General features: G+C 32.0%; 13 protein-coding genes. 8 read left to right on the forward strand and 5 right to left on the reverse strand.

The genetic code is table 11. The features are described 5' to 3' along the window. Positions 1–210: 210 nt before the first annotated feature. The 3 genes from WAF17_RS15820 to WAF17_RS15830 all read left to right on the forward strand — a co-directional run bounded on the left by WAF17_RS15820 (position 211) and on the right by WAF17_RS15830 (position 7,643). The gene (locus WAF17_RS15820; protein WP_338761600.1) at positions 211–4,149 is read left to right on the forward strand and encodes a SpoIIE family protein phosphatase; all 3,939 of its coding nucleotides are present in this window, start codon (positions 211–213) and stop codon (positions 4,147–4,149) included. A gap of 74 nt (positions 4,150–4,223) precedes the next feature. After that, positions 4,224–4,910, forward strand: a complete 687-nt coding sequence (gene trmD / locus WAF17_RS15825; RefSeq protein WP_338761602.1) for a tRNA (guanosine(37)-N1)-methyltransferase TrmD — start codon at positions 4,224–4,226, stop codon at positions 4,908–4,910. 219 nt (positions 4,911–5,129) lie between these two features. Continuing rightward, positions 5,130–7,643, forward strand: coding sequence for a M28 family peptidase (locus tag WAF17_RS15830; RefSeq protein WP_338761604.1), 2,514 nt, complete (start codon positions 5,130–5,132; stop codon positions 7,641–7,643). 444 nt (positions 7,644–8,087) lie between these two features. Here WAF17_RS15830 and WAF17_RS15835 read toward each other — a convergent pair whose 3' ends face one another. Next, the gene (locus tag WAF17_RS15835) at positions 8,088–10,283 is read right to left on the reverse strand and encodes a 7TM diverse intracellular signaling domain-containing protein (RefSeq protein WP_338761606.1); all 2,196 of its coding nucleotides are present in this window, start codon (positions 10,281–10,283) and stop codon (positions 8,088–8,090) included. A gap of 260 nt (positions 10,284–10,543) precedes the next feature. On the opposite strand from WAF17_RS15835, the gene WAF17_RS15840 reads away from it, so the two are divergent. After that, positions 10,544–11,536 carry a PorP/SprF family type IX secretion system membrane protein gene (locus WAF17_RS15840; protein ID WP_338761609.1) on the forward strand — a complete coding sequence of 331 codons (993 nt, stop codon included), beginning with the start codon at positions 10,544–10,546 and terminating at the stop codon, positions 11,534–11,536. Between the two features lie 58 nt (positions 11,537–11,594). Here WAF17_RS15840 and WAF17_RS15845 read toward each other — a convergent pair whose 3' ends face one another. The 4 genes from WAF17_RS15845 to WAF17_RS15860 all read right to left on the reverse strand — a co-directional run bounded on the left by WAF17_RS15845 (position 11,595) and on the right by WAF17_RS15860 (position 17,001). Then, entirely contained in the window at positions 11,595–13,175 is a 1,581-nt protein-coding gene (locus WAF17_RS15845; protein WP_338761611.1) for a T9SS type A sorting domain-containing protein, read from the reverse strand. A 327-nt stretch (positions 13,176–13,502) separates the two neighbouring features. After that, positions 13,503–15,167: a T9SS type A sorting domain-containing protein gene (locus tag WAF17_RS15850; protein ID WP_338761613.1), complete on the reverse strand. Its 1,665-nt coding sequence runs from the start codon at positions 15,165–15,167 to the stop codon at positions 13,503–13,505. 128 nt (positions 15,168–15,295) lie between these two features. Next, the gene (locus WAF17_RS15855) at positions 15,296–16,330 is read right to left on the reverse strand and encodes a hypothetical protein (RefSeq protein WP_338761616.1); all 1,035 of its coding nucleotides are present in this window, start codon (positions 16,328–16,330) and stop codon (positions 15,296–15,298) included. Positions 16,331–16,677: 347 nt separating this feature from the next. Further along, a complete protein-coding gene (locus WAF17_RS15860; RefSeq protein ID WP_338761619.1) occupies positions 16,678–17,001 on the reverse strand; it encodes a hypothetical protein in 324 nt (107 codons plus the stop codon). Positions 17,002–17,208: 207 nt separating this feature from the next. On the opposite strand from WAF17_RS15860, the gene WAF17_RS15865 reads away from it, so the two are divergent. From WAF17_RS15865 to WAF17_RS15880, 4 genes are all read left to right on the forward strand, one after another. Beyond that, positions 17,209–19,215, forward strand: a complete 2,007-nt coding sequence (locus tag WAF17_RS15865; RefSeq protein ID WP_338761622.1) for a histidine kinase — start codon at positions 17,209–17,211, stop codon at positions 19,213–19,215. A 62-nt stretch (positions 19,216–19,277) separates the two neighbouring features. Next, positions 19,278–20,021, forward strand: coding sequence for a LytTR family DNA-binding domain-containing protein (locus WAF17_RS15870; protein ID WP_338761624.1), 744 nt, complete (start codon positions 19,278–19,280; stop codon positions 20,019–20,021). Positions 20,022–20,110: 89 nt separating this feature from the next. Further along, positions 20,111–21,091 carry a magnesium and cobalt transport protein CorA gene (locus WAF17_RS15875; protein WP_338761627.1) on the forward strand — a complete coding sequence of 327 codons (981 nt, stop codon included), beginning with the start codon at positions 20,111–20,113 and terminating at the stop codon, positions 21,089–21,091. Positions 21,092–21,177: 86 nt separating this feature from the next. Beyond that, on the forward strand, positions 21,178–22,416 hold the full coding sequence (locus WAF17_RS15880; RefSeq protein WP_338761630.1) for a hypothetical protein: 1,239 nt from the start codon (positions 21,178–21,180) through the stop codon (positions 22,414–22,416). The last annotated feature ends 2 nt before the right edge of the window (positions 22,417–22,418 follow it).

The raw sequence follows: 22,418 nt of genomic DNA on the forward strand, positions 1-22,418 counted from the left end.
GTGAGCAAAACAAAAATTAACTATTTTTTGATTAAAAAAATACAGATTTACTTTGTTTCTTACAGAAGAGGTAAATGTACTTTGTTGAGTGGTCAGAATAGTCCTAATTACTAAGCAAATAATAAAACTTAGAGGTTTTTGATTAAATCTTTCAAAAACTCAAAACTTATTACTCACTTTTCTGTTCTACATCCATACTTAATACCGTATATGAAACAGACATTTTTTACCACTCTATTTTTTAGACTTCTGGTTTTTATTTTTCTCGGTATCAGTATTTTTTCTTCTACACTTTCTTTTGCACAACAACAAAGTAAGCAAGACCAAAATACTCAAAATCTGCCTAATGTTCCTTATCAGGAGGCAGGTCGTCTTTTTGTGAAAAATTATTCACCAAAAGAATACAATGCTGCTACTCAAAATTGGGCAGTTGAGCAAGGTGAAAATGGAATAATCTATATAGGAAATACAACGCATTTACTTTCCTTTGATGGTAAAACATGGGAACGCACCAAAATTGGAGGTACGGGCTTAGTACGTTCATTAGGCTATTCTTCTAGTAAAGACAAGATGTATATTGGTGGTGTTGGTGATATTGGTTATTCTTACGTTGATTCTTTGGGCAAAGTAAAATACATTTCACTTCTCAACCAAGTTCCAAAAAAATATAAAAAATTTGATGATGTTTGGAAAACATTAGTCTTGGAAGAAGAAGTGTTTTTCCTTACAAAAGACTTTATACTAAAATATGCTGCAAATAAATTTGAGGTCATTGAGCCAAGAGTAAATACATTTTTGTCTGCTTTTGTAACAAATGGAAAGTTATATGTTCAAGAATCAAAATTAGGAGTATTCGAATATAAAAATGATTTTCTCAAAAGTATAGAAAACACAGATTTTATCTATCAAGACCTTATTGTAGGAATGATAAACTATTCTGAAAATGTATCATTGATAGCAACTCAAAGTGGTAACTTCTACACTTATAATGTAATAGAAAAAACAATCAATAAATTTGAAATTGAACAAAAAGAGTTTTTTGAAAGAAGTCAGGTTTATAGTATTGAAGCGCTTAAAAACGAGCAAATTGCAATAGGTACAGCGAATGAAGGAATTGTAATCATCAATAAAAATGGAACATGGAAAAATCAAATTTCAGAATTAAAAGGTTTACAAGATAAATCTGTTTGGAATCTTCATGCAGATAAAAATGGTGATTTATGGGCTGCACTAACACAAGGTGTTTCACATATTCAAACTTCGTGGGCTTATACCTATTTTGGAGAGCAAAGTAGAATAAATAAGGCAAATGAAGTAATTCGTTTTAATGATATATTGTATACAGCTACCGAACAAGGACTTTCTTATTATGATACTCAAACACAAGTTTGGGAAAATATAGATGGAATTTTGGGGCAAGTTTGGGATTTGGAAATCTATCAATATAATGATAAAAATTCTGCTTTATTGATTGCAGGACAAGCAGGTATATTTGTTCTAAACCCACTAAGAAGAAAAATAGAAAAAGTAAGTGAGATAGAAAGCAGACATTTTCTAATCGACCAGACAGATAGACGAAGAGTATTTATTTCTACTTCTGAAGGACTAAAAGTAATGGTAAATTCTTATGAAATAACAGACACATATTTAGAAGAACCCTTAAATAGAATAGTACAAATAAAAAGTAACCAGCTTTGGGCAGAAACGCAGTATAAAGGAATACTAAAAATTGATGTGGATTTTAGCAAAGAAAAAGAATATGAAATAACTGCGTATGACTCCTTGACTGACATTCCAAATGTAGAAATCAACCAATTAGTTGCAAGTAATAATCAATTATTTTTAGCCACATCAGAAGGGATTTATTATTTAGACACGCTCAAAAATGAGTTTACTTCTGCTATTGTTTTAGATAACACAAAAGAAAACACTAATTTCTCGGCAAGTAATTTCATTAATGCTGATGTTTCATTAATTAATAAATTTATTCATTATTCGAAGAAGAGCAATGAAATTATTAAATCTTATTGGGTTGTCAAAAATAATCACCTCTTATATTATAAAAACGATACATTGATTGAAAGTGCAATTTTAAGTTTGCCTTCTGTTGAGTTTTATTCTATCTATGAAGACCCAAAATATACTTTTGAAGATAATAATAATGTAACAAAACCTATTTTTACTTGGGTATCCACTTCAGAAGGATTGTATAGATATGATAATACACAAATAAAAAAAGTAGTACAAGATTCTTTAAAAATATTCTTACGTCATATAAAAATTAGAGATTCACTAGTTTCTAATTTTAAAAAGCATAAACTACCTAATGATTTCAGTAGTTTTACTGTACAAATGTCAAGTCCTGCTTTTGGAAAAAATGAAAAACTGCTTTATAGGTATCGTTTGCTTCCCTCAACAACAAAGTGGTCGCCTTGGCTAAAAAAAGATAATTTTGAATTTGCTATTCTTCCCTTTGGAGAATATACGCTAGAAATTCAAGCAAAAAATGAAGAGGAACAATTAAGTAATACTTTTCTAGTAGATTTTGAAGTTGCAACAGCTTGGTATCAACGTTGGTGGGCATATCTAATCTATGTCGGGATTATATTTTTAATAGCTGTTGTTTTTACATATTTATATGACAAAAATCTAAAGACTAAAAACAAAGAATTAAATGCACTAATAACAGAACGTACACAAGAAATTAGTCAGAAAACAGAAGAGTTAGAGGCTCAACAACAAGAGTTATTGAATCAAAGTCAAGAAGTATATAATCAAAAAGAAGAATTAGCCTCGCAGGCTGAATATCTAAAAAAGGCAAATAAAGAGGTCGTAAAACAAAAACGTGCTTTAGAAAGCTCTAACAAAAGACTAAAAAAACTAAGTGACATTACACAAGAAATTACCTCTATTCTTGATACAAAAGAGCTTGTTGCGATAGTATTTCAACGTGTAATTGCTCTTATGCCAGCAGAAGGTTTTGGTGTTGGACTTCTAAACGAAAATAAAAACACAATTGAATTTAATGATTTTATAGAGAAAGGTGTACAGCTTGAAGCTCACGAAGATTCTATGGAAGATACGAACCGTCCTTCTGTCGAATGTCTGATAACAGGAAATACAATAGCAGTTAATAATGTTGCTAAAGTTTGGAAGGAGCGATTCGAAGAGCAAAATATACAAGTAGAAAAAGGAGATTTACCTTATGCTTTTATTTATGTTCCTCTAATTGCAGAAGGACATAAATTTGGTGTAATGACCGTTCAGACGTTCTACGAAATGGATTATTCAGAGCAAGATATTTTGCTTTTGCAATCCATTGGTTCAGCTACGGCTATTGCACTTTCAAATATTAAGGCATATAATTTAATTGAACAAAAAAACAGAGAAGTAACTGATTCTATTCGTTATGCTCAAACAATTCAAGAGTCAATTCTCCCAACTGAAAAAGAAATAAAGCGTTCAGTAGGCGACCATTACATAATTTATCAGCCTAAAGATATTGTAAGTGGAGATTTTTATTGGATTGGTTATAGTGATGGTTATCAGTATGCAGCCGTTGTAGATTGTACAGGACATGGAGTTCCAGGGGCATTTATGTCAATGGTAGGAAGTTCACTTTTAAGAGAAATCTTGTATGAAAAAGAAATAACTTCGCCAGCTGATATGTTGGAGCATTTGGATGACAGTATTCGCCTTTCACTCCGACAAACAGGAAAAGAAGGAAGTAATACTGATGGAATGGATATGATTTTGATTCGTTATACATATAAAGATGATGGTAAAATAGAACTTGAGTTTGCAGGTGCAAAACGTCCACTCATTTATAAAGAACCAGAGGGAGAAATTATTCAATTACGTGGTACTTCTCGCTCTATTGGAGGTATTCAGCGCAAGAAAAAACCTTTCAAGGAGGAGCATTTGGTACTTTTACCTCGCACAATGCTTTTCCTTACTTCTGATGGATTAATAGACCAACCTAATAAAGAGCGTAAAAAGTACGGTACAAAACGCTTTTTAGAGAAAATCTCTGAATGGGGACATTTACCTATTTCTCTACAAAAAGCTTCTTTATTAGAAGACCTAGAAAGTTTTAGAGAAGAGGAAGAACAGCGAGACGATATTACAATAATGGCAATTAATTTGTAATTTTGTAGCAAAACAACTCATCAACCAAAATCCTAACACTTTTTAAAGAATAGTAGGATTTAGACATGAAAATTATGCGTATAGATATTATTACTTGCCTTCCTCAACTCATCGAAAGTTTTATTGGTCATTCTATTTTACAAAGAGCGCAAGAACGCAATATTGTAACCCTAAATCTTCACGACCTCAAAAAATATAGCCAAGACAAACACGGACGAATTGATGATTATGCCTTTGGAGGTGGCGCAGGAATGGTAATGACACCAGAACCACTAGCTGCCTGTATTGAAGGATTACTGAGTGAAAGAAAGTATGATGAAATAATTTATATGACACCAGATGGCGTTACGTTCAATCAAACAATGGCAAATTCGTATTCTTTGAAGGAAAATATAATGATGATTTGTGGGCATTATAAAGGAATAGATGAAAGAATACGCCAAAAATATGTAACTAAAGAACTTTCAGTAGGTGATTTTGTAGTTTCTGGTGGCGAAATTCCTGCTGCTTTGGTGGCTGATGCTATTATTCGATTAGTTCCTCGTGTGATGAATGATGAAACCTCTGCCCTGACAGATTCTTTTCAAGATGATTTATTAGCTCCCCCTGTTTATACTCGTCCTGCCAACTGGGAAGGAATGGAAGTTCCACCAATTTTACTTTCTGGACACGCTGCCAAAATTGAAGATTGGAGATTGCAACAAGCAATGGAAAGAACTAGAAAACGTCGTCCTGACTTATGGAGAAAATATAGTGAATAGCATGGTTTTGCAGTACAAATATTCAAAAATTAAAAGCCTTTTGATTACGAAGAAATAGAATAAAAAATGATACAACAAAGAATAATTTTTAATTCGCATAAAAAATGAATACATTTAGTGTATTAAAATTATTTCAACTATCTTCTTTATCAAAGTAAATTTTTTTAAGTTATAAGTTGCTAGTATTTAGTGAATTATATTCGTAATTGTTTCTTATTTATGAAATCAGTTTCTACTTTCATTACTTTTTGTTTTCTCATACTTGTTTTTGTTCTCTCAATTACTCAAATTACGCCTGTTGCACCACAAAACACAGATGTAAATTTTTCGGCTGATAGAGCTTTTACGTATGTTCAGAAAGTAGCAAAAGCTCCCCACCCAACAGGTTCGGAAGCGCACGACAGTGTTCGTAATTACATTGTTTCTCAAGCTAGAGCAATGGGGTATCAAGTTGAAGTACAATCGGCTAGGTTTACAAATTATGGAAAAGTACCTCAAATAGCTTTTTTAGAAAATATTTTAGTGCGAATAAAAGGCAAAAATTCTATTGACCAAATAGAAAACCCTGTTTTGTTAGATTCTATTTCAGTAGATTCTACTATCAATTTGGTAGATGTCGCAACGCCAAAAAACACAGTTTTGATAGCCTCTCATTACGATTCACGCAGCAATGCAGCAGGAGCAGCCGATGATGGAGCAGCCGTAGGAGCAGCCTTGGAAATAATGGATATGCTCAAAACACAAGTAACTAATCAACCTTTCGAAAATGATATAATCTTTCTCTTTTCGGATGGTGAAGAAATTGACCTTTTAGGCGCACAGGCATTTATGGAGCAACACCCTTGGGCAAAAGAAGTTGGTGTTGCCTTTAATTTTGAAGCACGAGGAGCAGGAGGAATGTCAGTTCTTTTTGAAACATCTGATAAAAATCAAAACCTTCTTCATCATACACAAACAGCCTTTAAAGAGGCTCAAAAAACAGGGAAACTAAGAGCTTTTGGAAGCTCTGTTGCTAATCTTGTCTATCAAAATATGCCTAACGGAACAGATGCAGCTGTTTTTGGCGCACATAATGTTCCTTTTCTAAATTTTGCTTTCATAGGAAAACACACCCATTATCACACGCCATTAGATACTCCTGAAAATTTAGATAAGCGTTCGCTGCAACAGCACGGTAATTATATGCTTTCCTTGATTCGCTATTTTGGAGACTTGAAAAATCTTAAATCTGAAATCAGTTCAGAAGAAAATGTTACTTTTTTGGGTGTTCCTGGAAATCTTATGATTGGGAAAGTATTTGATGGAAATATCTTAGCTTTTGACATCAATCAGAAACATTTGGAGTGGACAGTTTATGGAATGCTTATCTTTTTTGCTTTGCTGTTTTTATCTGGTCTGCGTTTTTGGTCTTGGAAATTGGCTTTGGGTAGCTTGTTTGGGTATTTGGTTATTGTTATTTTTAGTGGAGGACTTGCAACACTTCTGTGGGAAGGAATTTTACTAACACATTCTGCCTATTCTTGGATTCCTTATAACACTACTTATTTTGCTTCTGAATATCAGATTGCCTTTGCTCTTATTTTTGTTGGTGTTTCTTTGCTTGTTTATTCTTTATTTTTTAGAAGTAAAAAACCTGCTTCTGTTCTTTTAGGAGTGCTTCCTTTTTGGATTGGGCTAAGTGCCTTGACTGTCTTTGGGCAAGATTGGATTGGGATGGATTTGCGTCCTGCTGCTTATCTTTTTGTTGTTCCTACTCTCTCAATGCTTATAGCTTGGCTTTATTTATTGCTTCGTAATAACGCTGATTATCTCAACCCATTTGATACAGTATTTTTATTAGTTCTTTCTGCCCCTACGATTTACATATTCTTTCCTGTGTTGGCGATCGTTCCAGAAGCTCTTGAAGCCTTGAATATAGGAGGCTTTGTTTTGTATGGTTTTGCCATAATGGCTCTCTTGATTGCACTTTTGGGTGGGCTTTTAGTTCCTATTATGCAACTTCTTACGCAAGGGTGGCGTTGGTCGCTTTCTTTATTTCTGATGTTGTGTGGAATAGGAATTCTATTTTGGGGAGCTTTAGAAGCTAGTTTTACATCAGAAAAACTAAAGCCAAACAGCATTTTTTATCTCTATAATCTTGATGAAAACAAACAAACTTGGCTTTCTTACGATGAAGAAAGTGATGATTTTACAAATCAGTTTTTGAGTGATTCAGCTACTTTTGATTCTATTCCAAAAGGGATTTATCCTAGAAGAACAAAAAACCTAAGTGGAAATTGGAACTTTCTGCAAGAGAGCAAGATAATAGAATTAGATTCTTCTTTGAGTTTTGAAGCTCCTTTAGTTTCTTTGGTTTCTGATTCGATGATGAATGATACCACCTATCGCTATCAGTTTTCTATAAAATCGGCTCGTAAGGGAGAATGGATTCAAATTCATAGTGATGTTTTGGAAGCCATTTGGAGTGATACAACAAGAATACCTTTAGTCGATATTGATAAATATTACAGAACTGTTAGCATTTGGGCATTGCCAGATTCGGGTGCTGTGATAGATATAGAAACTTCAAAGCCTAACCCAGAAATTTGGGTAAGTGAGTTGAATTATGGTTTGGAGGAAGTAGATAGCTTAATTACGACCAAAAGGCAAAGTAATATGATGGCAGCTCCCTATCCATATAGTGAAAGTGTTATTATTCAGAAAAAATATAGTTTTCTGAAAGAAGAGAATTAGAAATAATTACGAAGATGCTTTAGATTTTTTTGAAAAAAGATAACATACTTATTTTGAAACAATAAGTCATTCTTATTCAAACGTGAACTCGGTATTATATCTGCTGATTGTCAAATAGTTAGCCTGTTCTTTTTAATCTTCGGTGCTGCCCTTTCGGGCTGACCTTGATTAAAAGTAGGTCAGTCTCGTTAGAGCAGACCGAAAGTAGCTTTCTTAGTAGATAGAGAGATATTTCAGACTGTTTCTAATACCGAGTTCACGTTATTCAATATATCATATTCGTACTTTGTAAGTGTTTCTTAAGTATCTTGTATCAGTATAATTTATGAATGTGTTTGACAAAATCCTGCCGTTGTTGGTGTTTTAGCGTAGCGACACCAACAACAAAAAAAGAACACACTAACTAATTGATAATCAATAAGTATAATACCGAGTTCACGTTAATTACTCTTTACCAACAGCAAAACCAACTACCAAAACATCGTCAATCTGAGGTTCATCACCTTTCCATTTCTCCATAACGTCTTCCAAAACAGAAGATTGATATTCTAAATTTTGAGATGTTTTTTCTTTACCATTAATATCTAACAATAACCTTTTGAAGTTTTTGGACATGAATTTTTTACTTGTTTGTCCATCTCCTCCAAACTGATCAACATAGCCGTCTGAGGATAAGTATATATTCATCTCTTCCTCCAAGACAAGAGAATGTGTTGTAAATTCTTGGTTTTTGCCTTTATTTTGCCACCCTCCAATCGCTCTTCTATCTCCTTTTATTTCTTCAAAATTTCCATTTTTTATAATCCATAAAGGACGATTTGCTCCAGCAAACTCTAGTATATTTTCTTTTTTATTAATGACACAAAGAGCTATATCCATTCCATCTCTAGACGTATTTAGCGTAGAACTTGAATCATAATCTTGTTTTAAGATAGTACGAACTCCTCTGTGTAGTTCTTCTAAAATTTGAGAAGGATGGAATACCTTTTTCTCATTTATGATTTGATTTAATAAATTATTTCCAATAATAGACATGAACGCCCCTGGAACTCCGTGCCCTGTGCAATCTACGGCAGCAATAACTATTTTTTGTTCTTCTTTATGTTCAGAGACCCAATAAAAATCTCCAGAAACAATATCTTTTGGTTTGAAAAATACAAAGTGATTTCCCAAAATAGTATCTCGTTCTTTTTTAGGAGGTAAAATTGCTTCTTGAATACGCTTTGCATACTTCAAGCTATCTGTTATTTTCTGATTCTGACTTTGTAATTCTACTGTTTTTTGTTCTAAGTCAGCTGTCCTTTCTGCTACTAACTCTTCTAATTTTTGATTTTGAGATTCTATCAAATAACGCTGTTTGATTTCATTTTCAATCTTCTGATTCTTTTCACTAATCATTTTTTCAGCAAGTTGAGTTTGAAGCGTATTTATACGGTCTGCAAGTCCTAGAGATAACAAAATCACTTCTAAAGCCGAACCAATCTGTATAGCATATGTAGTAATAAAATTAGTAGATAAGAGTCCGAAACCTTTAAAAATACTACACAAAATACCCATCCAAAACAACGACCACGCTATTAAGAAATAAATAGCCGATTTATAACCTTTTCTATAACTCATCACACCCATATAGAAAAGTAAAGTTGTGGCAACAATTCCAGTAATAGAACTAACTTTTATCATTACTTTATAGGGAAGGAAAAAAGTTAGGAAAAGCTCAATGATAATCAAGGCAACAAAAACCAATACTAATTTATCGATTTTGGGTAATAACTCTGTTAAATGCAAAAATTGCCTTGCAAAAAGAAGCGAAATAAAGGAAAAAAAAGTAATGGAAAAAGGAATTGCAATATCATTAAAAGGATAGAAGTTGTACCACAAATATTGAAACCCTAACCCATTAAAGGCAAGTTGGAAAAGAGCAATTGAAGCAATTGTAAGTACATAATAAAGATAAGCCCTATCTCTTAAAGAAAAGAAAATAAATAAATTATAGAAAATCATTACGACAATAATTCCATAATAAATTCCAAATCCGAATCTATCATTGGCTGTCTGCTCACTAAATGCTTGAGATTTCCAAAGAACTAAAGGAAAAGTCATTGTTCCTTGTGTTCTGATACGCATATAATACGTTTTATTTTTTCTAGCATCAATATTTAATACAAAAATCAAGTCTGCATCTTTTATCTCTCGCTTATTATAAGGCATTTTATCTCCTATCAACTGTACTTGTATAACGTTTTGTGAGCTATCTACTTCATAGAGCCAAACCGAATCTAGGGCAGGATACTGAATTTCTAACCAACGTTGCTGATTGATATTAGAAGTGTTTTCAATGCTAAATCTACACCAATAAGTAGAAGAAGTATAACCAAAATTAGGTTTTTCTTCAGTAGAGTTTTTAAAGTCTAAATTTTTGATGGCTTGTTGAATAGACAAAAAACCTGTTTTGTCTTCTGCAATTTGTGAGGAACTAGAAACAATTATTTTTTCTTGTTGTGTTGAGAGCCAAATTTTTTTGAGAGAAGTAGAGTTATCTTTTTGAGCTTTTACTAAAAAAATGGGAATAAAGATAAGAAAAACTACTATAAATAGTCTTAAATAGGTTTTATAATGATTGTATTCTCTATTTATCATATCAATTTTTATTGCTTTCTAACAAACAAGATTCTTTTAGGCTTCAAATAACAAACGTTTTGACTAGCTTTCTATTTTGTTTGGACAAACTAGAAAGCAAAAACAGTTATTATTCAAACTTAATTAACACTAATTTAGGCTTTATTTTTGTATTTTCAACTAAAAAAACTCTTGTAAGTTTAATTAATATTAGCTTTTAGCCCAACTTTTACTTTAAAGAAGAGGTTGCTCTTTATTCTCACTTTGCACATCATAAAATTATGATAATTCGCTCACTTTTTTTATTCTCTTTTGCTCTTCTAAATTTTTTTTCTCTTAGGGCGCAAAACTCACTCTACTCTGGAAATTACCTTTGGAATTGGGCAACTGTTAATGCAGCTGCGCTTGGTGCTGATAATGCTTTAGATATAAAAATGAATTATCGAAGACAATGGTCTGGAATAGAGGGCGCACCAACTAGTTTTTCATTTTTGGCACAAAGTCCACTTTCTCAAAACAAAATGGAGGTTTTGTCAGCAGCTTATCATGCGACAGGAGTAGAAGCCTATTATAATGGGGCAGGATTATGGTCTGAAACAGGTATTTATGCTCGTTATGCTTATCACCTTACACTTTCGCAACGTGATGAATGGGATGCAAAAACAAGGTTGCGAATGTCTTTTGGAGCTAGTTTCGGACTCAGAACAATTGGTTTTGATGCTTCAAAGGCTACTTTATTCAATCCAAATGATAATGCCATTCAGAACAATCAACAAAGCACCATTCCAGATGCAAATATCGGTATTTGGTTACGTAACGATCGTTTTTTTGGTGGCTTTGGTGTCTATCAATTATTTGAAAATAACATAAACATAGGAAGCTCTGATACAGAAGCTAATAATTTGGAACGCTATTATAATGTTTCAACAGGTGCAAATATAAATCTAAGTGAAAGTTTAATATTATCGCCTTCATTAGTAATGAACATAAACAAGATAACAGATATAAATTGGAATTTGAACACCAAACTTTCTTATACTAATTTGATTTGGACAGCCGTAAATTACCGTCATAAAAGAGCTATTCAGACTTTTTTGGGAACTCGTATTACTTCTTGGTTAGATATTGCGTATTCGTATGAGTTTTCTAGTTTCATAAAAAGCAATGAGAATAATTTTAATTCATTAGGAACAACAAATGAAGTTTTGTTAGGGATTCGAATTTTTAATAAAAAGACGGACTCTGACACAAAAAGAAATTCTATTTTTAGATAGAAAAAACCCTTTCCGAAAGTCAGAAAGGGTTGAATAACTCTTGAAATTTATCAACTTATTACTCTTTAATTATACGTTTGGTTTGTATTCCTTTATCGGTTGTTATTTTTAAGAGATACATTCCTTTAGCTACATTTTTCAACTGTATCGAATTAGAGTTTTTAGTAGAGCTAATAGTTTGTCCTTGTACATTCAAAACTTCAATAGAAAGAATTTTGTCAGAAGATTTGATTTTGACCACATCTTTTACTGGATTTGGATAAACTAGCAAGTCATTAGTTATATCTTTCATGTTATTGGTTGTTATTTTTCTTGACGTATAACCACCTCCAGTTGGAGAATTATTTATGCAAGATGTTCCACTTGGACAAAACTCATACGCTCCAATATCTACTGTTCCTTCTAATACTCTATCATTTCCTCCATATCCTTTGCCAGTTGCATAAGCATTATTTCCTGCATTACGAGCTGGTGAAGTAGCAGAAAGTTTTAAATAATCTGGAGATGTTGGATTGGTACTAATGAATTGAGGATTTTGGTTGTATATATTATTAGAACAGTTTGCAATACTTGAAGTATGTGTAAGTAAGAAATTACAATCATTTTTATCTATTAGACAGTTATCCAGACTAGTGCTTCCTACATTTATACTAAAGACTTGTCCTCCACCCCAAAAAATACAGTTATAAAAATAAGATGAACTCATGTTCATTTGGTTATTCACATAAGATTTTGTGTTGTAAAAAGTAGAGTTGTAAACATTTACATCTACAACACTTCTGTTGATTATTCCTGATGAAAAAGCAGGATCTGAAGAGCCATCAAATATAGAGTTTTCAATGTTAAGCCGAACATTATTATTTACTAAAAGGAAATTTAAATCTAAACCAACACTATTCAAAAATCTTGAGTTTTGAACTTTTATATTAATACTACTGCTAGTTACTGCAAATGTATTTTCCATTTTTATAGCTGTAAAACCTTCAAATTCAGAATTGCTAATTTGGGTAAGTACAGTTGAGTTTCCTGTAAACCTTACGTATATTCCGAAGCTAGTAGCAAAATACGAATTAGTTATTTCAGGAGAGAAACTACCTTGATAATTGCTTAATCTCATAAAATGACTTGTAAACCCATTATCTTTGAAAAAACTACAATTATTGATTTTCATTTCGAAAATTGAAACGTTACTTCCTAAGCCAATCGCTACATTACTGATATTAATTACTTTCAAACCATCTAATAGGGTTTGCTTATCTAAGTTTTGATTAGACGAAAACGCAGGGTTTCCTTCAATTACTGTATCTAAGTTTCCGAAGAAACGTGTTGCATTAATAAGCCATTCAGCTACAAGTATATTAGTGTTAGGAATATAACGTACATTGTATCCTCCGTATATCTTTACACCATTTATTAAAGTAAATCCTCCAGTAGGAGCTATATAATTACCTTGGTCTACACGAATTATATCACCATAACGAGCATTTCTGAGAGCTGTACCAAGATTGTGATAAGCATTTTTCCAAGTTTGTCCATCATTTGAGCCTTGCGAGTCGTTATCCACATAAATAATAGCTGCTTGTGAATAAGAGAAAAACAAGAAAAATAAAATTGATAAGTAAATTCTTTTTTGGTTCATGATTTTAAATAAATTTGAATTGAAATTGAATTAATTTTTATATATCTACTACGTGTGCGAGTTATCTTTGATAGAATGGAGGTTATTGAGTAGTTACAGTTCCTCCACATTTTTGATCGACACCTACAATCAAGCGACTTTTTGAACTTCTACATCCAGAGCCATTATCTACACCATAATAGATGTCTTTATCACAAGAAAATGTTGCTGAACCATAACCACTAATGGGTTCTGTTCCTCCTGAGTGAGAAATACAAACACTTCTACCACTTGTGTTTTTTAATTATCTCCCTATTTTTTGAAAAGTAGGGAGATATTAATGAAAAACTATTCTTTTACAATACGCTTAGTTTGTATTCCTTTATCAGTAGTTACCTTTAAAAGATACATTCCTTTAGCTATATTCTGTGTATTCAATTCTTTAGAATCTTTAGTAGAATTTATTAGCTGTCCTTGTACACTCAAGAGTTCAATAGAAATAACTTTATCAGTAGTTTTGATTTTTATTATATCTTTTACTGGGTTTGGATAAACAAGTAAATTTTCTGTACTGTTTTCTAGGTTTTGGGTAGCTATTTTTCTACTTGTATGTCCTCCACCTCCAGTCGGAGAAGTATTTATACAAGATGTTCCACTAGGACAAAACTCATAAGCTCCAATATCTACTGTTCCTTCTAGTATTCTATCATTTCCTCCATATCCTTTTCCAGTAGCAAAAAGATTATTACCTGCGTTACGAGCTGGTGATGTTGCAGAGGGTTTTAGATAGTCTGCATTATTTGGGTCTGTACTTATGAATTGAGGGTTTTGATTGAAGATAGAATTAGTACAATTCACTGTTCCTGTAAAATTTGTTCCAAATATAGATGTAGGACAAGTAGTACCATTAAACAAACAATTATTAAATCTATAATAACCTTTAGAACTAGCTATACCAAATACAGTTCCTCCTCCATTGACGATTATACTGTTATTAAAATTTGCAGCAACAAGGTCATTTCCAAAAGTCATTATTATACTGCTAGGATTATAAAGAGTGCTATTATCTACATACACATTACAAAGCGAACCTATCTCAAAAGGACGAATGAGATAGTTAGATGATAAACTAGAAAAAATAGAATTAGTAATTTTAACATCACTAATTATACCAGTTGATGATGCTACATTTTTCAGTGCTAATTTTAATCCGTAAAAATTACTAAGGAGGGAGTTGTTTACACTAATTTTTGGTCTAGACAAAATGTCCATTGTGCTGCCATCAAATTGCAAGGCTACATTTCCTGATGAATTTGATCCTGTATTCTTGAAATTGGTATTATCTACTTTGATATCTAATGAAGAATTCATACCAAATTCTATCTTTATTCCTGTCATTGTTTCAAAATTACAGCCATTGATTACTGGACTGAAAGACCCTGTGAAAGTAGAACCACCGTTTGAAATTCCTCGTGAAAATGGAGATGTATTTGATATACTCTTAAACGTACAGTTATTGATATGTAATGCAAATGTGATTGGAGTAGTGCTTATTAATCCAATAATTGGATTAGAATACTGGGTAGAGTTGTTACTTTTTAAAATTAAACCATCAATAATAGTCTGATTACTCAGATTTTGATTAGCTAAGAATACAGGGTTTCCTTCAATAATTGTAGTTGCAGGTGGACTACCAAAAAATCGTGTAGCATTAATGAGCCACTTAGGAATTATAGTTCCATTGTTATATCGTACATTATAACCTCCATATATTTTTACACCATCTTTTAATATGAAACCTCCAGAGGGAGCTGTATAAATACCTTGATCCATACGAATAATATCTCCAGAATTAGCATTTGATAGAGCTGTACTCAAGCTGTGATAAGCATTTGCCCAAGTCTGTCCGTTATTATTTCCTTGTGAGTCATTATCTACATAAATAATAGCTGCTTGTGCATAAGAGAAAAACAAGAAAAATAAAACTGATAGGTAAATTCTTTTTTTGTTCATAATTTTAAATAAATTTGAATTGAAATTGAATTAATTTTTCTAAAAAATCCCTCCAAAAATCAGAGGGATTTTTATATATCGCTACTACTACTACGTGTGCGAGTTGTCTTGAATATATTTTAGTTTTATTATTTGACTTCGTAGGCTTTTCCACCCATTTTGTCAGCACATTTGTCATATACTCCTGCTCGTGATATTCTTATAACTTTATTAGGGTAGTAGAAGCGTTTGCCTGTAAAGTCGTAATATAGTTCTACTCCACAAGGAAAATTGAGTGTAACTCCTGCTCCCATAACTGAACCTTCGTTGCTATCACTTCTATAAATGTATATATCTCTACCAGTAGAGTTTTTTATTAGCATTGAATTTTGCTGATTAATGACAGCATCCATTTTAGCTCCTTTTCCTTCTACTATGGCTTTATACTTTTGTCCTTCTGCTGATTTTTCCCAAACAGGAATAACTTCTTGCTGTTTCTTGTAAGCAGCTTTGTAGTATTCTTTTACTTTATCATAGGCTTTCATTTCATGTAACTTACTAGCACCAGCATCACCCAATGAATTTTTCAGAGCTTTCATACGCTCTTTTAAAGACATTTTCTTCTTTTTTTTGCTACTATCTTCAGTTTTTTCTTCTTTTTTCGCAAAGTCTTCGTGTACAAAAATATGCCAAACCTTAATTTCATCTAGCTCATCTAAGTAAGTAACACTATAAATTACCCCATCTAAAACAATATACGTGTACGTTCCTGATGATTTGAGCTTATTTCTACTGAATTTGCGAGGAGTATAACCAATTTCCTTTTGCATTTTTGCATTTCCTTCATAATACCTTACTGGATATGAAATAGGAAAAGCAAAATGGTCTGGTAAGTGAGCTTTAGGAACTTCATTGATTGAGCGTCCTAGCTTTATTTTTAGATAAAAATGTTTGTTGGGGAAGTTTTTCTCTGGTTCTATTGAAGTAACTTCTAAAGGATACTCTTCTGTAATATTATAGAGTGAAGTGTGTCCGTTACTTTCTTCTACTTCATAAGTGATATACTTGCCTTCTTTCAAGGATTTCATATGCTCACTCTGACTTTTCACACCTTCGTCTGTACCTTTAAAAGCAAAAAGAGTAATTGCTAAAATGGTAATGATTGATGATACTAAATATTTCATAATTTTTGACTTAATTAAAATGAATAATGATTTTTAAATAAAAAAAATGTGATTGTTAATTTGATTTTGCTACTAAAAAGTAGCTTTGTTTCTGTGGCTACACGTAGTTTGTTGTTTGATTATGTTTCAAAACTAGGGGATTATGATGGAAGTACCATGTTAGTGTTTATGAATGGTAGGTTTTATTCCACGAATGGTAAGGTTTTGTATTTTGATAAAGTAAAACCCTAAGGGTCTTGGAGACCCTTAGGGTTTAGGAACAAAAAAAACCAACCTAAAAACGCATTTTAGATTGGTTTGAGAAATAATTATTAGGGTTAATTGTAAGACTGAAAAAATACTTAGGATTACATATAATCAGAAAGGTTTACAGTTTTTCCACACATACTGCTTTCTATTTTGAAAAGAAAATCGTCTTTTGTTCCTTTAGAAGCTGTATAAACTTTCTTTCCTGTGTTGCAGCTTACACTTGTAGAACTTCCATTGTTGAGTGTTACATAACCCGAACCTGTGTAGATACTTAGTTTACTTCCTGTATCATTCTTGATTTTGAAAGATGCTTTTGGCGCAGAGATTTCTGTGTCCGTATTTACGTTGTTGTTTGTAGGCGCAACAAAACTCATCAAAGAAACTGATGCTGCAAGAGATAATGTCAAAAATAATGCTTTCATAAAATTAAATTTAAGAGTTAAAATAAATAGGTTTTTATTGAATTGATACTCCAAAACTAAGCTGTTTATTCTTGAATTATGATGTGTTTTTCACGAACGGTAGGTTTGACTTCATAAACGGTGGTATTTTTTGTATCTATAAATTCTTGTAAGTCGTATATTTGTATAACTACTAAAAAAAAATCAAACTACTACAATTATTATTTTATGATTTTTAGAAAATTACTACTACTCTTCTTCTTCTTTTCTTACTTTTCTTTCGGATTTTCCCAAAATGCTACTATAGATTCGTTACTTGCTTTATCAGAAACTAAAGAAGAAGAAGAAAAAGTAAAAATCTTGAAAAAAGTATTCTTTCTTCAATTTTACACAGCTCCTCAAGAGGCAAAAAAAACAGCTCACAGAACATGGAGAATAGCTAAATCTTCTACAAATAAAAGAGTTAGAGCAGCAGCAGCTTCTAGTTTAGTAATTACATATTCTTTACTTGCTCAAAAACACGATAGTGCCGTGTATTGGGCAGATAGGTCAATTAAACTACATCAACAAACAGGTGACTCTGTAGCTATTTCACAAGATTTACACAATATAGGAGTAAGCCATTGGATGAATAATAGATATGATAGTGGACTTTATTATTATTTAGAATCAACAAATATTATAGAAAATCTTAGTTTACCAAAAGAATTAGTCAGTTCTTACGCTAATATAGGTATAGCTTATCAAACACTAAAAAAATATAAAAAAGGTTTTGAGTACTTACAAAAATCATTAGAACTTGCTTCTCAACACTCTTCACCAGAATTTGTAATGCAAGTACAACTCAATATTTCTAAATCATACAAAAATATTGGTAAGTTAGACTCTGCTAGTTGGTATGCAAAAAAAGCACTAAAAATAGCTAATGATATAGAGTCAAGTGTAGGTTTGCATCATATTTATGTTACGTTAGCTAGTTATAACTATTCAGTAAAAAATTATGAAAAAGGAATAGAATATATAATTCAGTCTGTAAAAATCCCAAGTCACTTAAAAGACCCAACATATAGTATGGAATCAGAGTATGTACATGCCAAACTATTAATAGGTTTGCATAAATACATTGAAGCAAAAGATATTGCACTTAGAGGAATTAAATTATCTAAAAATACACAAACAAAAAATGATGCTATTTTGGTGCAGCTTTATCAACTTATGCCTATCATTTATTCTTATTTAGAGCAGCCTAATAAAGTAACTACTTTCATGGAGAAGTTTATTTCTCTAAGTGATTCAATAGATGCAACAGAAATACTTACTAAGACCTCTGAACTCCAAACCGAATACGAAACCGAAAAAAAAGAACAAAAAATAAAAGAGCTAGAGCAAGAAAAGGAAATAGAAAAACTAGAAATTGAAACCTTACAAAAACAACGAACCATTTTAGCACTTTCATTTCTTGCACCACTAAGTTTTATTTTTGCTGGTGGCTGGTATGTAAATCGTCGTCGTTTGAAGTTACAACTAGAGGCAGAACAAAGAGAAAGAGCCAAACAGATTAGTGAACTAAAAGCTCTACGCTCACAAATGAACCCTCATTTTATCTTTAATGCCCTCAATTCTATTCAAGATTTTATTATGCTTTCGGAAAAAGAAAATGCACAACATTATTTGGGAAAGTTTGCTATACTGATGCGTGGATTTTTGGATTCTTCTTCTAAATCAAAAATTAGCTTAGAAAAAGAATTGCCTTTAATCAAGTCTTATATAGAATTAGAAGGTCTGCGTTTGGGAGAAGAATTTAGCTATGAAATCAATTTTGATTCCAATATTGATGAAGATGAATTAGATGAAATTGAAATTCCACCACTCTTGATTCAGCCTTACTTGGAAAATGCTTTCAAACACGGACTTTTACACAAACAAGGAGAAAAGAAATTGACTTTAGATTTTGATAAAATAGAAAAATCAGATGAGCAGTTTTTACAACTAAAAATTACAGACAACGGAGTAGGAAGACAAAAATCAGCCGAAATAAATGAACGTAAGCGCAAAACGCACAACTCTACACACACTTCTTTTGCTACACAGGCGACACAAGAGCGTTTGGAACTCTTGAAAAGTCAGTCTGTTTCGAATGCAACTATTGAAGTAGAAATAAATGATTTGCAAGACAACCAAGGAAATGCAAAAGGAACAGAAATTATAATTCTGATTCCAATGAATAATTATTGATTACAAAAAACGTAAATGTGTATTGCCTTGAACTGGTAACTGCTAACTGATAACTGATTAAAATGAAAGCCATAATTATAGACGACGAACTCCGTGCAAGAAGAGTTTTGAAAACTCTCTTGACAGAACATTGCCCTCAAATAAATATTGTTGGAGAAGCTGAAAATGTACCTGATGCTGTACAGCTCATTCACAAGACAAACCCTGATATTGTTTTTTCGGATATCGAAATGCCCGAATATTCTGGCTTTGAACTCTTAAAGTTTATTACCAATATAGATTTTGCCCTTATTTTTGTAACAGCCTATCAAGAGTATGCCATTCGTGCCTTTGAGGTTTCGGCAGTAGATTATCTTCTCAAACCTATTCAAGTAGAACTCTTGAAAAAAGCTGTCGAAAAGGTAGAAAGTCGCCTACAATTAACAGGAAATGTAGAAAATAATCAGAAAATGGAAACGCTACGAGAAAATCTCAAGGGAGAATATATCACTCGTTTTGCTCTTCCGATGGCAGACGGACTTATGTTTGTAGAAGCTGATGATATTATGTATTTGATTGCAGAAGGCTCTTATACAGAAATTATTTTTTCCGACAAAAAGCGTGTTTTGATTACCAAAAAAATCAAATATTTTGAAGAGAATTTAATCAATCCTTGTTTTTTTCGTTCTCATCGTTCGTATATTGTCAATCTAAACAAAATCAGTCAGTATATCCGAACAGGAAATTACATCATAATGGACGACGGTTTTAAGGCAAGTTTAGCTAGAGATAGAAAAGAGCAGTTTTTGAAAATCTATCAAGGGTAGAATAAAGTCAGCAGTCAGATTTCAGAAGTTAGAATTTTCAATGTAGGTTAAAGACTTGCCTTTGACAATCATATATTTTAAAAAACAATATGCCAAAAACATTTTTAGAAAATACAACGCTTATTCAGTACAATGAAACTGGCTATCAAACAAGTAGTTATGATAAACTAGAGGATATTGTCGTAACTCAAAAAGATGGTTTCATACGTTGGATAAATACGTATGGAATGGAGTATGAAGACCAATTAAAAGCTGTAATTAATCAAAATAAATTAGATGATTTTTTATTAAAATTAATCAAAGATGACGAGCAATCCAATAAAGTAATTGAGCTTGAGCATTTACTTTTTGTTTCGATTAGAGTTTTGAAAACAGATAAAGAAGAGTTAGATTCCGAACAGATGTTTTTTATCGTTTCGCCAGATTTTGTGTGGAGCATACAAGAGCAGAAGGGAGATTATTTTGGTTGGATCAGAGAGCGTATTAGAGAAAACAAAGGTATTATTAGAAAGAAAAAAGCTGATTATCTGTTGTTTTTTTTGATTGAATCGCTTATTGATAATTATTATGCTATTCATCAGAGTTATGTTGATTCTTTTACCGATTTGATGGACACAACGAAAATAAAACCAACGCCAGAATTTACAAATCAAATTGAAAAACAAAGAAGGAATTTATTAAATCTCAAAAAATCTGCAAACAGCCTTCGCACGATGCTACTTCGTTTGGAAAAAGTAAAACACAAGGATATAAAATCAAGTTATTTCTCTGAACTAAAAGAACAAACTGGTGACCTTATCACAGATATTGATTTTGAGTTACAAACTCTTGAAAGCAGTTTAAATCTTGTCTTTAGCATTCAAGGGCATCGCCTTAATGAAGTAATGAAGACACTTACCATCTTTTCAGTAATTTTTATTCCTCTTACTTTTTTGGCAGGTATTTATGGAATGAACTTTAAGAATATTCCCGAGCTTCAAACAGAAAATGGATATTTTATTTTGTTAGGCGTAATGCTAATCACTACTTTAGGAATTATTTATTATTTTAAACGAAAAAACTGGTTTTAAGAAAATTGTAAAATATAAGTGATAAATTGTAAATGAATTAGTATTTTGCATTCATCATTTATAATTTACCATTCATCACTTTAGAGATGTCGCATTTAGAAAATCTACAAAACACCATTTCCCAGCTCCAAAATCAAAGTAAAACTCTAAATTCTTTGACGGAAGTGTATGCAAAAGCTGAAAAAACGGAGGAAAATTACAGACAAAACTTAGAGCTTTTCGAAAAACTGCGACAACAATTAGAAAGTTATGAAAACCTGCTTGACCAAAAAATAATCTCTATTTCAAAGCAAAATACAGATTCGGTTTCGGCACTTCAAGCAACAAACCAAAAAATAGAACAAGCTGAAAGTCAAATCAAAAAAACAAAAGAAGATTTAGACAATCAAGGTAGTTCGATAGAAGCACACTTAAAAGAAGTAAAATCTCAAAACAAGGCATTTTATGAGCAAACACAAGATTTGCTTGTCCAAAAGACAGATAATCTACATGCGAACCACGAAAAGTTTTATTTAGAAACGACGGAAAGAATACAAAATAGGTTAGCTGCCCTCACACAGAAAAATGAAGATTTTTATTCGCTCACTTCGCATACTTTAGCGACTCAATTAGAAAATTTAGACAAACAGACCACAGCTTTTTATGAACGTTCGACGGAAGGAATTAGAAATAATTTGTCTGACTTTGCTTCTCATACAAAAGAACGTGATGAAGAGTTAGAAAAAATGCTAGTTTCTAAAGTGGATATTATTCAACAGGAAAATCAAACCTTACACATTCAAGCTAACTCACTTTTCGAAAAGCTAGAAAAAACATATAGTCAGTTTAAGGCTGTTTTGGATAGATTGAGTGAGTTTCAAATGCAGTTTGATACCATTGGAGCAAACCTAGAAAATCAAGAGCAAGAAATTCACAATCAATCTGAATCTTTAAAAGAAGCACAAGAAAATTTACAAGAAAACCAAAAAAGTCAGTTTGATACTTTTTCAGATTACCAAAAAAAGGCATTGAAGTTTATTTATGACAATCAAAGCAAAGAATTTAAAGAAATAAAAGAAGAATTGGTAAACAAGTTTGAACTACAAAGTGAAAGCTATACTCAAAATCAGAAAAAATTAGAAGAAGAAATTTCTTTACAGCAGAAAAATCAACTTGTTTCGCTACAAACAGCTCAAAATGAAGCTATTACTCCAATAAAAGAGCAGATATCAGAAGAGCTAACTCTACAAAAGTCAAAAATAGAAAAGATTAGTACGTTTCAAATCGTTATTTTTATAACTTTATTGATTAATATAGGGCTTTTGATATATCTACTCTTTAAATAAAC

Origin of the sequence: Bernardetia sp. ABR2-2B (assembly GCF_037126435.1) — a bacterium.
Classification (GTDB): domain Bacteria; phylum Bacteroidota; class Bacteroidia; order Cytophagales; family Bernardetiaceae; genus Bernardetia.